We start from the raw sequence: 11,934 nt of genomic DNA, 5'->3' as shown, positions 1-11,934 counted from the left end.
GGCCCGGGAGTGGTTCAGGAACGGTTCGGCACTGGTCTAACGGCGACGCGTGGCCGCGGGGCCCGGGCCCGGCCGCTACGTGAACGGGGTCCGGGTCGCCGCCTCCAGCAGCGCCCCGACCCGGGCCTGCGGCAGGTCCAGGCAGCGCCCGACCGCGGCCAGCGCCTCCCGCTCCTGCGGCAGGTAGCGCCCGTCGGCCAGGGCGATCGCCGCGCCCTGCAGCAGCAGCCGCTCGCGGCCCTGGTGGGCGATGTGCGGGGTGAGCGGTTCGAGCACCGCGTGCAGTTCCACGGCCAGGCCGCCGGCCTCCCCCAGCCTCCGGCCGGGAGGTGCAGCCAACTCGTGGGCGTCGTGGAGTTCGCCGCCGAGTCCGGAGAGCGCGGCGAGCGCGGCCAGCACCTGGGCCTCGCCGCAGTCCTCGAACCCGGCCTCGCGCACCGCCGCGCAGGCCGCCTCGCGGGCCGCCGGGTGGGCGGTGCCGCCGGCCGCGAGCAGGGTCAGCGCGATGGTGTACTGCGCGTCCCGCAGCATCCCGCCGAGTCGTACGCAGGTCGGCTGCTCCAGGCTCTCGACGCCGTACCGGCCGTGGCAGCCGGTGCACTGCACGCTGCCGATCACCGGTCCGAGCGGGAGCACCGGAGTGCCCAGCAACCGCAGCCACCGCCGGCCGTGCTGCCGGCGGTAGTTGCGGTCCCCGCCGCAGCCCGGGCAGAAGAAGTCACCGAGAACGTCAGTCCGCCACCGCGGGCGAACACCCCACAACCTGGTCACGGCGCCACTCCCCAGACATGGCAGGCGGCCTGCTCGACGATGGGCAGGTCACGCGACCGGACACCGAGCCGTCCCACCGACCCGGCTTTCCGGTGGATCGATGTTGCCATGGTTACCGGCACGTGTCAGTACCTCGAACGGCTTCCGATCCCAAAAAATGTGGCGCAGGACACAGCGCCCCCGCGCCGGTGCCACGGCACGGCGAAGGGCCGCCCCGGAGGACGGCCCCGCCACCTGCCACTCGTACGAACTACCCGCGCTGCGACCGGTTGACGGCGCTGATCATCGCCTTCAGCGAGGCCAGCACGGTGTTGCCGTCGATGCCCACGCCCCATAGCACCTTGCCGTCCACCGCGCACTCGACGTACGCGGCGGCCTGGGCGTCGCCGCCCTCGCTCAGCGCGTGCTCGGCGTAGTCCAGGACGCGGACGTCGAAGCCGATCCGGGCCAGCGCGTCCGCGAAGGCCGACACCGGGCCGTTGCCGGTACCGCTCAGGGACACCGGCGCGCCGTCCACCACGGCCTCGGCGGTCAGCGCGTCCCGGCCGTCCTCGGTGGTCAGGGTGCGCGAGCCGCTCAGCGACAGCCGGCCCCACGGGTTGCCGGTGGTCGGCAGGTACTCGTCCTCGAAGACCCGCCAGATCTCCGCCGGGGTGACCTCGCCGCCCTCGGCATCGGTCTTGGCCTGGATGATCCGGGAGAACTCGATCTGCATCCGGCGCGGCAGGTCCAGCTTGTGGTCGTTCTTCAGGACGTACGCCACACCGCCCTTGCCGGACTGGCTGTTGACCCGGATGACCGCCTCGTAGGTGCGGCCGACGTCCTTCGGGTCGATCGGCAGGTACGGCACGCCCCAGGTGTGCTCGTCCACCGGCACGCCCGCCGCCTTCGCGTCCGCCTCCAGGGCGTCGAAGCCCTTCTTGATGGCGTCCTGGTGCGAGCCGGAGAAGGAGGTGTACACCAGGTCGCCGGCGTACGGGTGGCGCGGGTGGACCTCCATCTGGTTGCAGTACTCGGCGGTGCGGCGCACCTCGTCGATGTCGGAGAAGTCGATCTGCGGGTCGATGCCCTGCGAGAACAGGTTCATCCCCAGCGTCACCAGGTCGACGTTGCCGGTCCGCTCGCCCTGCCCGAACAGACACCCCTCGATGCGGTCCGCGCCCGCCATGTACGCCAGTTCGGCGGAGGCGACGGCGGTGCCGCGGTCGTTGTGCGGGTGCACCGACAGGCAGACGAACTCGCGGCGCGACAGGTTGCGCGACATCCACTCGAACTGGTCGGCCTGGACGTTCGGGGTGGCCCGCTCGATGGTCGCCGGCAGGTTCAGGATGATCTCGCGGCCCTCGCCCGGCTGCCAGACGTCCATGACCGCCTCGCAGACCTCCAGCGCGAAGTCCAGCTCGGTGTCGACGAAGATCTCCGGCGAGTACTGGTAGCCGAAGACGGTGTCCTCGCCCAGCAGCTTCTCGGCGTACTCCATCACCAGCCGGGTGCCGTCGGTGGCGATCGCCTTGGTGGCCGCCCGGTCGTTGCGGAACACCACCCGGCGGAACAGCGGCGCGGTCGCGTTGTACAGGTGGACGGTCGCGCGCGGGGCGCCGACCAGCGACTCGACGGTCTTCTCGATCAGCTCCTCGCGGGCCTGCGTCAGCACCGAGATGGTGACGTCCTCGGGGATCGCCCCCTCCTCGATCAGCGACCGTACGAAGGCGTGGTCGGTCGCCCCGGAGGAGGGGAAGCCGACCTCGATCTCCTTGTAGCCCATCGCGACCAGCAGGTCGAACATCTTGCGCTTGCGGGCCGGGGACATCGGGTCGATCAGCGCCTGGTTGCCGTCCCGCAGGTCGGTCGAGAGCCAGCGCGGCGCCTTGGTGATCACGGCCTGCGGCCAGCTGCGGTCCGGCAGGTCCACGGCGCCGAACGGCAGGTAGCGCCCGTACCGCATGCCGGAGGGCTGCTGGCGCACGGACGCCGCGGTGATCGGCGTGGGCCGGTCGACGAAGGCGCGGGCGGCGGAGATGGACGCGGCGGAGGTCTGCTCGGTCATGGAGGACTCTCGGCTTCCTGTGGATGCGTGGTGCGGGCGGTCGGGGGGGGATCAACACCGACTGGCCGGCCTCTGCTGCCGCTCGCGATCCGCCGTCGGATCGCCGATTCCGCGCACAGCTCGTTCCCCGCGGCGAGGGAGCCGGCCCCAGTGGACTACAGGCCCTCGACGCGGCAGCTAAGAAGAAGCAGCCCGTTGCGCATGATGGGACCCAGCGTAACCCAGCGCCGCGCGCCCCCGAAGTGATCCGGGCTTCCGTTCCACTCCTTGAGACGTCAACCGGTCATGTCAAGAATGGTGACATCCGGTCGTCAAGGCCTCACCCTGGGCCGCATGACCGCAGCAGCGCCGATCTGCACGATCGTCCCGCCGTACGTCCTGGACCGCCTCGCCGAGGCCGGTCACGAAGCCGCCGTCCACTCCCTCGCGCTCGACGCCGCGCACCGCGCGGCCCGTCTCGACCCGCCCCCGCCCACCGGCGGCGCCCCGGGACTCAACCGGGTGATCTACGACGTCAACCACGGCCAGCGGCTGCCCGGCCGCACCGCGCGCACCGAGGGCCGGGCGGCCGTCGCCGACGCCTCCGTCAACCACGCCTACGACGGCCTCGGCGCCACCTTCGCGCTCTACGCCGACGCCTTCGGCCGGCGCTCCATCGACGACCACGACCTGCGGCTGGACGCCAGCGTCCACTACGGCCGCAACTACGACAACGCCTTCTGGAACGGCCACCAGATGGTCTTCGGCGACGGCGACGGCGAGATCTTCGGCGACTTCACCGCCTGCATCGACGTCATCGGCCACGAACTCACCCACGGCGTCACCCAGTTCACCGCCGGACTGGACTACCAGGACCAGCCCGGCGCGCTCAACGAGTCGGTCTCCGACGTCTTCGGCTCGCTGGTCAAGCAGTACGCGCTGCGCCAGAGCGCCGCCGACGCCGACTGGCTGATCGGCGCCGGACTGCTCGCCCCCGGCATCCAGGGCGTGGCGCTGCGCTCGATGAAGGCCCCCGGCACCGCCTACGACGACCCCCGGCTCGGCAAGGACCCGCAGCCCGCGCACCTGCGGGACTACGTGAACACCGCCGAGGACAACGGCGGCGTGCACATCAACTCCGGCATCCCCAACCACGCGTTCTACCTGCTGGCCACCGCCCTCGGCGGCTCGGCCTGGGAGCGCGCCGGACGGATCTGGTACGACGCGCTGACCGGGCGCACGCTGTCGGCCGACGCCGACTTCACCGCCTTCGCCCGGGCCACCGTGGCCGCCGCCAAGGCCCGCTACCCCGACCAGCCCTCGATCGCGGACACCGTCACGGCCTCCTGGGCGCAGGTCGGCGTCAGCCCGGGGTGACGGCCGGGCGGGCGGCTCCCGGCTTCGGGTTCCGGACTCCCGGCATCCGAAGAGTGGTTGAGACCGGGTTGAGGTGCGCTTAAGGTCACGGTCCGGGAAAAGCGCCGCAAAAGCCTTCCCTGCGTAGCACCATGGACACCATGCGTATCCAGGTGACCCGGACCGGCGGCTTCGCCGGAATCGTCCGCCACGCGGAGCTCGACACCGCCGAGCGCACGGACGCCCCGCACGTCCACGCGCTCGCCCGGGAGGCCGTCGCGGGCGGGCTGCGCGCCCCCTCCTACGGGGTGCCGGACGGCTTCCACTACGAGATCACCGTCGACGGCCGGACGGTCCACTGCGCCGACCCGAAGCTCACCGACTCGCAGCGGGAGCTGGTGTCGCTGGTGCTGCGCGAGGGCGCGTAGCACCGGCGACGGCGGGGGCGGGCGACGGGGGCGGGCAACAGCCGGGGCCCGCCCGGACGCAGCACGTCCGGACGGGCCCCGGTCATCCCGTTCGAGTCGAACTCCCGTGCCGGGAGCGCCGGTTCAGAAGCCGAGCTTGCGCAGCTGCTTCGGGTCGCGCTGCCAGTCCTTGGCGACCTTCACGTGCAGGTCGAGATAGACCGGCGTGCCGAGCAGCGCCTCGATGTGCTTGCGGGCGGTGGTGCCGACGTGCTTGAGCCGCGCGCCCTTGGCGCCGATCACGATCGCCTTCTGGCTCTGCCGCTCGATGTAGACGTTGGCGTGGATGTCCAGCAGCGGCCGGTCCGCCGGGCGGCCCTCGCGCGGGAGCATCTCCTCGACCACCACGGCCAGCGAGTGCGGCAGTTCGTCCCGCACGCCCTCCAGCGCGGCCTCGCGGATCAGCTCAGCGACCATGATCTGCTCGGGCTCGTCGGTGAGGTCGCCCTCCGGGTAGAGCTGGTCGCCCTCCGGCAGCAGCTTGGTGAGCAGGTCGGCGACCAGCTCCACCTGCTTGTCGCCGACCGCGGAGACCGGGATGATCTCGGCCCACTCGAAGCCCAGCTCGATGCCGAGCTGGTGGATGGCGATCAGTTGCTCGGCCAGGCGCTTGGAGTCGACCAGGTCGGTCTTGGTGACGATGGCGACCTTCGGGGTCTTCTTGATCCCGGCGATCTCCTTGGCGATGAACTTGTCGCCGGGGCCGATCTTCTGGTCGGCGGGCAGGCAGAAGCCGATCACGTCGACCTCGGCCCAGGTGGTGCGGACCAGGTCGTTGAGGCGCTCGCCGAGCAGCGTGCGCGGCTTGTGCAGGCCGGGGGTGTCGACCAGCACGAGCTGGGCGTCGGGGCGGTGCACGATGCCGCGCACGGTGTGCCGGGTGGTCTGCGGGCGGTCGGAGGTGATCGCGACCTTCGTCCCCACCAGGGCGTTGGTCAGGGTCGACTTGCCCGCGTTGGGCCGGCCGACGAAGCACGCGAACCCGGAGCGGTACGAGGAGGAAGGGGCATTCATGGGCTCCATTCTCCCTGATCACCGGAGCCCCGCCGTCCCGGGTCGTCCGAGGGGCCTCCGGCGGCGCCGGGCCCGCCCGGCACGGGGCCCGAACCTACGTGTCGCCCTTGCCGTCACCGGGGATCAGCGAGACCACCACCAGCACCAGCAGGAAGGCCAGCGAGCCGAACAGCCAGGCCTGCGAACCGGTCTCCTGCCACTTGCCCAGCCCCATCACGAACAGCAGCAGCCCGGCGAAGAACGCCACCGCCCCCATGCCCCAGCCCCCTCACCGCGTCCACTTCCGGTGAGATTATCTGCAGATTCCATGGAGGCGGCCACGCCGGGCCACCCCGACATGCTCTCCCCGAGTCCTCAGCGCGCCTCGGCGGCCACCCGCAGCACCCCGTCCGGACCGGCCAGCAGCACCGGCGTCCCGGCCCCGCCCAGGTCCCGCACGGCCGCCAGGTCGGCCTCGGCCGGCTGCTCCGCCTCGCTCACCACGGCCGCCGCCTCCAGCGACGTGGCGCCGCTGGCCACCGCCATCGCCACCGCGGTCTGCAGCGCGCTCAGCCGCAGCGACTCCAGGGCGACCGTCCCGGCCACGTAGGTGCGGCCGGTCTCGTCACGCACCGCGGCCCCCTCGGGGACGCCGTTGCGGGCGCGGGCCGAGCGGGCCAGGGTGATGATCTTCTTGTCTTCGGGGTCGAGCTCGACGTTGTCACTCATGCCGCCGAGCATAGGCACCCGGCACGGATCAGTGGCCGACCGGGTGGGTCGGGCCCGGGTTCGGGTTGATGACCTTGACGAAGGTCTTCGGCCCGGACGGCTGCGCCACCTCGCGCTCGGCGCGGTGGCGCCAGTACGGGTTGTCGTGCGGCAGGTGGCTGCTCACCCTGCCGTACATCCCGAAGGTGGTCAGGACGACCCCGAAGACGAACGCGAACAGCACGTTCGACATCCGGAAGTTGAGGATGTTGGCGTCCGGCCGGCCGAGCACCGCCAGGCCGTAGAAGCCGGACAGGACGAACAGCACGCCCACCGCCATGTTCAGGTTCGCGGCGAAGTTCCCGCCGATCACCGCGCCGAGCACCAGGACCGCGCCCGCCACGATGGACAGGACGGCCAGCGCGCCGTTGGTCGACAGGCCCACGATCCGGTCGCCCTGGGTGTCCAGGAACCCCGGGTGGTCGGCCAGCCCCAGGCCGCCGAACACGATCAGGAAGATCCCCCCGAGCCCCGCCCCGATCCGCCAGACCGTGAGGAGCTTGTGGTCGACGGGCAGTTCGTCTTGCAGCTTCATGGCGACCTCCAGAGCTCTGCCACGGCCTAGCTGTAGGGATGACTCCCCTGCATGTGCGGCACCTCGTGCATGTAGAGCGAGCCGCACTGCTGGCAGCACCGCAACCCGGTGCCCCACTCCTCCTCGGGCCGCGTCTCGGCGTCGTCGGGCATGGTCCGGCCGCAGAGCGCCGCCGAGGGGTCCTCGTCCCGCACCACGTGCCAGGACTTGACTCCGCCGGCCGCCCCCTGCGGGCCGTACTCCGCGCGAAGTTTGTGCGTCATGCCCTCCATGGTCGCTCGGCGACCGCCCACCCGCTACTCGCCCGCCGGCTCCGCGGGTCCGTCGCCGCCGCGGACCGGGGCGGCGACCATGGAGCCGATCCGGTTGCGGCGGCCGGCCGAGGACTCGGCGGTCAGCAGGATGCCGGTCAGGCCGTCGTCGACGGGGTCCGGCAGCGGGATCTCGCAGGAGGAGCCGGGGATCGGCACCCGGCCGAGGTGCTTGGCCAGCAGGCCGCCGACGGTCTCGACGTCCTCGTCCTCCAGCTCGATGCCGAACAGCTCGCCCAGGTCCTCCACCAGGAGGCGGGCGGTGATCCGGTACGAGCCGTCGCCGAGGTCCTCCACCGGCGCGATCTCCCGGTCGTACTCGTCGGTGATCTCGCCGACGATCTCCTCCAGGACGTCCTCGATGGTGACCAGGCCGGCCGTGCCGCCGTACTCGTCGATCACGATCGCCACGTGCGAGCGGCGCTGCTGCATCTCGCGCAGCAGGTCGCCGGCCGGCTTGGAGTCCGGGACGAAGACGGCCGGGCGCATCACCGCGCCGACCTCCTCGGCCTCCGCCTCCCGGTTGATGTGGGTGCGCCGCACCAGGTCCTTGAGGTAGACGATGCCGACCACGTCGTCCTCGTTGTCGCCGACCACCGGGATCCGCGAGAAGCCCGAGCGCAGCGCCAGGGTGAGCGCCTGACGGACGGTCTTGTGCCGCTCGATCATCACCAGGTCGGTGCGCGGCACCATCACCTCGCGCACGATCGTGTCGCCCAGTTCGAAGACCGAGTGCACCATCCGGCGTTCCTCGTCCTCGATCAGGTCGTCCTTCTCGGCGAGGTCCACCAGCGCCCGCAGCTCCGCCTCGGAGGCGAACGGCCCCTCCCGGTAGCCCTTGCCCGGGGTCAGCGCGTTGCCGAGCAGGATCAGCAGCCGCGGGATCGGGCCGAGCACGGCGGCCAGCGGCAGCAGCACGAAGGAGGCCGCGGTCGCCGTGGTGAGCGGGTGCTGACGCCCGATCGTGCGCGGCGAGACCCCCACCGCGACGAAGGACACCAGCACCATCACGCCGAACGCCAGCAGGACGGCCTGCCAGGTCGGGGTGACGTTGCGCACGCACACGACGGTGACCAGGACGGCCGCCGCCATCTCGCTGGCCACCCGGATCAGGGTGGCCAGGTTGAGGTAGCGGATCGGGTCGGAGGCGAGGGTCAGCAGCCGCGCGGAGCCGCGCCTGCCGACCCGGACGGCCTCCTCCGCCCGGAACCGGGAGACCCGGGAGATGCCCGCCTCGGCGCACGCGGCCAGCCAGCCGAGCACGACGAGCAGCACGGCACCCAGGATGAAGCTCGTACTCTCACCACTCACAGGGGTTCGGGCTCCGCGCTCAGTGGGTGGTGGGGGCCGGGGAGATGCCGCCGAGGCCGCGGCCCGCCCGCCAGTCGTCCAGGATGCGCTTCTGGAGGGCGAACATCTCCTCCTCCTCCTCGGGCTCCTCGTGGTCGTAGCCGAGGACGTGCAACACGCCGTGCACGGTGAGCAGTTGCAGCTCCTCGTCCATCGAGTGCTTGGAGGGGGCGGCCTGGCCCTGCTGCTCGGCGACCTCGGGGCAGAGCACGATGTCGCCGAGCAGGCCCTGCGGCAGCTCCTCGCCCTCCTTGCCGGGCCGCAGCTCGTCCATCGGGAAGGACATCACGTCGGTGGGTCCGGGGAGGTCCATCCACTGGATGTGCAGCTCCTCCATCGCCGCACCGTCCACCAGGATCACGGACAGTTCGGACTGCGGGTGGATCCGCATCTTGTCCAGTGCGAAGCGGGCGACGTCGAGGATGGCTTCCTCATCGGCGTCCCAACCGGACTCGTTGGCGATGTCGATCGACATGACGGGCTGTGTGCTCAGCTTTCGGTGCGATGGGACTGTCGGGGTGCGCGGGGTGCGCGGGGCGCGGTCGTCTTGCCCGGGCGCCGCTGGGCGGGCTTGCGGGCGGCCGGGGAGACCTCCTCGGCCTCCTGCCGGGCGTCCCAGGCCTCGTAGGCGTCCACGATCCGGCCGACCAGCTTGTGGCGGACCACGTCGGTGCTGGTGAGGACGGAGAAGTGGATGTCGGGCACGTCGGCCAGGATCTCCTGGACGACCTTGAGACCGCTGCGGGTGCCGCCCGGGAGGTCGATCTGGCTGGTGTCGCCGGTGACGACCACCCGGGAGTTGAACCCGAGGCGGGTGAGGAACATCTTCATCTGCTCGGGCGAGGTGTTCTGGGCCTCGTCGAGGATGATGAAGGCGTCGTTGAGGGTGCGGCCTCGCATGTACGCGAGCGGCGCGACCTCGATGGTGCCGGCCGCCATCAGGCGCGGGATGGAGTCCGGGTCCATCATGTCGTGCAGCGCGTCGTAGAGCGGGCGCAGGTAGGGGTCGATCTTCTCGTAGAGGGTGCCGGGCAGGAAGCCCAGCCGCTCCCCCGCCTCGACCGCCGGGCGGGTCAGGATGATCCGGTTGACCTCCTTGGCCTGCAGGGCCTGCACGGCCTTGGCCATCGCCAGGTAGGTCTTGCCGGTGCCGGCCGGGCCGAGGCCGAAGACGATGGTGTGCTTGTCGATCGCCTCGACGTAGCGCTGCTGGTTGAGGGTCTTCGGGCGGATCGTGCGGCCACGGTTGGACAGGATGTTCGCGGTGAACACCTTGGACGGCGCGGGGCTGTCCGGGTCCTCCTCCTGGCTGCGGAGCATCGCGATGGAGCGCTCCACGGAGTCCTCCGTCAGGGGCTGGCCGGTGCGCAGCACCAGCATCATCTCGTTGAAGAGCTTCTGCACGAGGTCGACCTCGGCGCGCGCCCCGGTGGCGGTCACCTCGTTGCCGCGGACGTGGATGTCGGCGGCGGGGAAGCCCCGTTCGATCACGCGCAGCAGCGAGTCCGCGGTGCCGAGCAGGGTGACCATCGGGTGCTTCTCGGGGATGACGATCCGGGCGCTGACGCGGCCGTCGTCGGCCGGTTCGGGGCGCGACTGTCCGTTGGTACGGGTCTGCGATGTGTCACTCATAGGTCGGCGCTGGGGCCTGCCTCATCCCATCCGTGGTGTCGTGTGCCGCTCGGTGTCTCCGGGGCACCAGGGTACGCCGCGAGCGTGATCGCCGTGGCGGGCGGCGGGGCCGCACCCGTCGATGCTGCGGCAGTTCGGGGGACGGCGCGAGCCCTTTTCCCGCGGGCGCCCGGCGCGAGCGGGGTCACGGCCGGCGCGAGCGGGTTCGCGGCCGCCGGGGACGGGGTCACGGCCGCCCGGGACGGGGTCACGGCCGCCGGGGACGGGGGCACGGTAGGCGGGAGCGGGGTCACGGCTGGCGGCGGGCGGGGACGGGCACCCGGGCGAGGTCGGCGGCCAGCACCAGCTCCCCGTCGAAGTGCTTGCGGGCGTCGGCCAGGTGCTGGCCGAGGTCCGGGTAGCGCTGGGAGAAGTGGGTCAGCACCAGGGTGCGCGCGCCGGCTTCGGCGGCGACCTTGGCGGCCTGCCCGGCGGTGAGGTGGCCGTGCTCCTCGGCGAGCCGGGCGTCGGCGTCGGTGAAGGTCGCCTCGACCACCAGCAGGTCGGTGCCCTCGGCGAGCGCGTACACGCCCTCGCAGAGCCGGGTGTCCATCACGAAGGCGAACTTCTGGCCCGGCCTCGGCTCGCTGACCTCGTCCAGGGTCACCAGGCGGCCGTCCACCTCGATCGCGCCCTCGTGCTGCAGCCGGCCCACCGCCGGGCCGCGGACGCCCAGCGCGGCGAGCCGTCCGGGCACCAGCCGACGGCCGTCCGGCTCGGACAGCCGGTAGCCGAAGGACTCCACGGGGTGGTCCAGCCGCACCGCGTCCAGCGCGAAGCGGGCGCCGGGCGCCGGCAGCGGGCCCGGTTCGTCGATCGGCCGGGGCCGCAGCACGGCGGTCTCGTGGTACGCGGTGGCGTGCCGCAGCCGCTCGAAGTAGACCTCGCCGGAGGCCGGGAAGTAGACGTCCACCGGGTGCGGGACCCGGTCCAGGTTGATCCGCTGGATCACCCCCGCGAGGCCCAGGCAGTGGTCGCCGTGGAAGTGGGTGACCGCGATCCGGGTGATCTGGGTGGCCGTGACCCCGGCGTGCAGCATCTGGCGCTGGGTGCCCTCACCGGGGTCGAACAGCAGTCCCTCGCCGTCCCAGCGCAGCAGGTAGCCGTTGTGGTTGCGGTGCCGGGTGGGCACCTGGCTGGCGGTGCCGAGGACGACGAGTTCGCGCTGGGACACCTGGGATCAGACCATGCTCTCGGTCATGTGCGTGCCGCCGAGCACGTGGACGTGGGCGTGGAAGACCGTCTGCCCGGCGCCCGCACCGGTGTTGAAGATCAGCCGGTAGTCCGCGACGCCCTCGTCCTCGGCCACCCGGCCCGCCTCGGCCAGCAGTTCGCCGGCGATCTCCGGCTCGGCGGCGGCCAGCGCGGCCGCGTTCGGGTAGTGGACGTGCGGGATCACCAGGACGTGCAGCGGCGCCTTGGGGCTGATGTCGCGGAAGGCCAGGGTGCGCTCGGTCTTGCGCACCACCGTCGCCGGGATCTCCCCCGCCACGATCTTGCAGAACACACAGTCGGGCTGCGGCTCGCCGGCCATCGGCTACTCCTCGGGATCGGTACGTCGGGTGGTGGGGCCGTACGGGCGCAGCCTAGCCGAGCCCGGCCACGGCCTGCCGGTCCTCCTCGGGTGCTCGCGGCGCACCGCGCGCCGGCCGAGGAGGCACCGTCGTCCGGGCCGGGCGGCCCCGG

At 72.1% G+C, this 11,934-nt stretch carries 14 protein-coding genes; 2 read left to right on the top strand and 12 right to left on the bottom strand.

Annotated features, from left to right (window positions below; translation table 11 throughout):
* Window positions 1–75 precede the first annotated feature (75 nt).
* Together AB0Q99_RS11685 and leuA are read right to left on the bottom strand one after the other, a co-directional pair.
* Window positions 76–771, bottom strand: coding sequence for a TerB family tellurite resistance protein (locus AB0Q99_RS11685; protein WP_363570520.1), 696 nt, complete (start codon window positions 769–771; stop codon window positions 76–78).
* 250 nt (window positions 772–1,021) lie between these two features.
* Window positions 1,022–2,818, bottom strand: a complete 1,797-nt coding sequence (gene leuA / locus AB0Q99_RS11680; RefSeq protein ID WP_363570518.1) for a 2-isopropylmalate synthase — start codon at window positions 2,816–2,818, stop codon at window positions 1,022–1,024.
* Window positions 2,819–3,151: 333 nt separating this feature from the next.
* Here leuA and AB0Q99_RS11675 point away from each other — a divergent pair, with 333 nt between their 5' ends.
* Complete coding sequence (locus tag AB0Q99_RS11675; protein WP_363570516.1) at window positions 3,152–4,174, top strand: M4 family metallopeptidase; 1,023 nt, start codon at window positions 3,152–3,154, stop codon at window positions 4,172–4,174.
* 140 nt (window positions 4,175–4,314) lie between these two features.
* Entirely contained in the window at window positions 4,315–4,581 is a 267-nt protein-coding gene (locus AB0Q99_RS11670; protein WP_363570514.1) for a protealysin inhibitor emfourin, read from the top strand.
* A gap of 123 nt (window positions 4,582–4,704) precedes the next feature.
* Here AB0Q99_RS11670 and era read toward each other — a convergent pair whose 3' ends face one another.
* The 10 genes from era to AB0Q99_RS11620 all read right to left on the bottom strand — a co-directional run bounded on the left by era (window position 4,705) and on the right by AB0Q99_RS11620 (window position 11,782).
* On the bottom strand, window positions 4,705–5,634 hold the full coding sequence (gene era, locus AB0Q99_RS11665) for a GTPase Era (protein ID WP_030061259.1): 930 nt from the start codon (window positions 5,632–5,634) through the stop codon (window positions 4,705–4,707).
* 94 nt (window positions 5,635–5,728) lie between these two features.
* Entirely contained in the window at window positions 5,729–5,890 is a 162-nt protein-coding gene (locus tag AB0Q99_RS11660) for a hypothetical protein (RefSeq protein WP_363570512.1), read from the bottom strand.
* A gap of 98 nt (window positions 5,891–5,988) precedes the next feature.
* On the bottom strand, window positions 5,989–6,342 hold the full coding sequence (locus AB0Q99_RS11655; RefSeq protein ID WP_363570510.1) for a cytidine deaminase: 354 nt from the start codon (window positions 6,340–6,342) through the stop codon (window positions 5,989–5,991).
* A gap of 28 nt (window positions 6,343–6,370) precedes the next feature.
* The gene (locus tag AB0Q99_RS11650) at window positions 6,371–6,916 is read right to left on the bottom strand and encodes a DUF4383 domain-containing protein (protein ID WP_363570508.1); all 546 of its coding nucleotides are present in this window, start codon (window positions 6,914–6,916) and stop codon (window positions 6,371–6,373) included.
* A gap of 26 nt (window positions 6,917–6,942) precedes the next feature.
* Entirely contained in the window at window positions 6,943–7,179 is a 237-nt protein-coding gene (locus AB0Q99_RS11645; protein ID WP_363570506.1) for a hypothetical protein, read from the bottom strand.
* Window positions 7,180–7,212: 33 nt separating this feature from the next.
* A complete protein-coding gene (locus AB0Q99_RS11640; protein ID WP_363570504.1) occupies window positions 7,213–8,538 on the bottom strand; it encodes a hemolysin family protein in 1,326 nt (441 codons plus the stop codon).
* Window positions 8,539–8,557: 19 nt separating this feature from the next.
* Window positions 8,558–9,052: an rRNA maturation RNase YbeY gene (gene ybeY, locus AB0Q99_RS11635; RefSeq protein ID WP_360340401.1), complete on the bottom strand. Its 495-nt coding sequence runs from the start codon at window positions 9,050–9,052 to the stop codon at window positions 8,558–8,560.
* 14 nt (window positions 9,053–9,066) lie between these two features.
* Entirely contained in the window at window positions 9,067–10,107 is a 1,041-nt protein-coding gene (locus tag AB0Q99_RS11630; RefSeq protein ID WP_363570865.1) for a PhoH family protein, read from the bottom strand.
* A 391-nt stretch (window positions 10,108–10,498) separates the two neighbouring features.
* On the bottom strand, window positions 10,499–11,422 hold the full coding sequence (locus AB0Q99_RS11625) for a ribonuclease Z (protein ID WP_363570502.1): 924 nt from the start codon (window positions 11,420–11,422) through the stop codon (window positions 10,499–10,501).
* Between the two features lie 6 nt (window positions 11,423–11,428).
* Window positions 11,429–11,782: a histidine triad nucleotide-binding protein gene (locus AB0Q99_RS11620; RefSeq protein ID WP_363570500.1), complete on the bottom strand. Its 354-nt coding sequence runs from the start codon at window positions 11,780–11,782 to the stop codon at window positions 11,429–11,431.
* Between the last annotated feature and the right edge of the window lie 152 nt (window positions 11,783–11,934).

Origin of the sequence: Kitasatospora sp. NPDC086791 (assembly GCF_040685975.1) — a bacterium.
GTDB lineage: Bacteria > Actinomycetota > Actinomycetes > Streptomycetales > Streptomycetaceae > Kitasatospora.
Note: the sequence above shows the minus strand (reverse complement) of the source record. Positions and strands in the feature narration are given on the sequence as shown.

Excerpts from the sequence above, each read along its gene's own strand:
- AB0Q99_RS11670 (WP_363570514.1), top strand. The coding sequence starts at position 4,315 with ATGCGTATCCAGGTGACCCGGACCGGCGGCTTCGCCGGAATCGTCCGC.
- AB0Q99_RS11675 (WP_363570516.1), top strand. The coding sequence starts at position 3,152 with ATGACCGCAGCAGCGCCGATCTGCACGATCGTCCCGCCGTACGTCCTG.
- ybeY (WP_360340401.1), bottom strand. The coding sequence starts at position 9,052 with ATGTCGATCGACATCGCCAACGAGTCCGGTTGGGACGCCGATGAGGAA.
- AB0Q99_RS11650 (WP_363570508.1), bottom strand. The coding sequence starts at position 6,916 with ATGAAGCTGCAAGACGAACTGCCCGTCGACCACAAGCTCCTCACGGTC.
- leuA (WP_363570518.1), bottom strand. The coding sequence starts at position 2,818 with ATGACCGAGCAGACCTCCGCCGCGTCCATCTCCGCCGCCCGCGCCTTC.
- AB0Q99_RS11620 (WP_363570500.1), bottom strand. The coding sequence starts at position 11,782 with ATGGCCGGCGAGCCGCAGCCCGACTGTGTGTTCTGCAAGATCGTGGCG.
- AB0Q99_RS11660 (WP_363570512.1), bottom strand. The coding sequence starts at position 5,890 with ATGGGGGCGGTGGCGTTCTTCGCCGGGCTGCTGCTGTTCGTGATGGGG.
- AB0Q99_RS11655 (WP_363570510.1), bottom strand. The coding sequence starts at position 6,342 with ATGAGTGACAACGTCGAGCTCGACCCCGAAGACAAGAAGATCATCACC.
- AB0Q99_RS11630 (WP_363570865.1), bottom strand. The coding sequence starts at position 10,107 with ATGGTCACCCTGCTCGGCACCGCGGACTCGCTGCTGCGCGTGATCGAA.
- era (WP_030061259.1), bottom strand. The coding sequence starts at position 5,634 with ATGAATGCCCCTTCCTCCTCGTACCGCTCCGGGTTCGCGTGCTTCGTC.
- AB0Q99_RS11645 (WP_363570506.1), bottom strand. The coding sequence starts at position 7,179 with ATGACGCACAAACTTCGCGCGGAGTACGGCCCGCAGGGGGCGGCCGGC.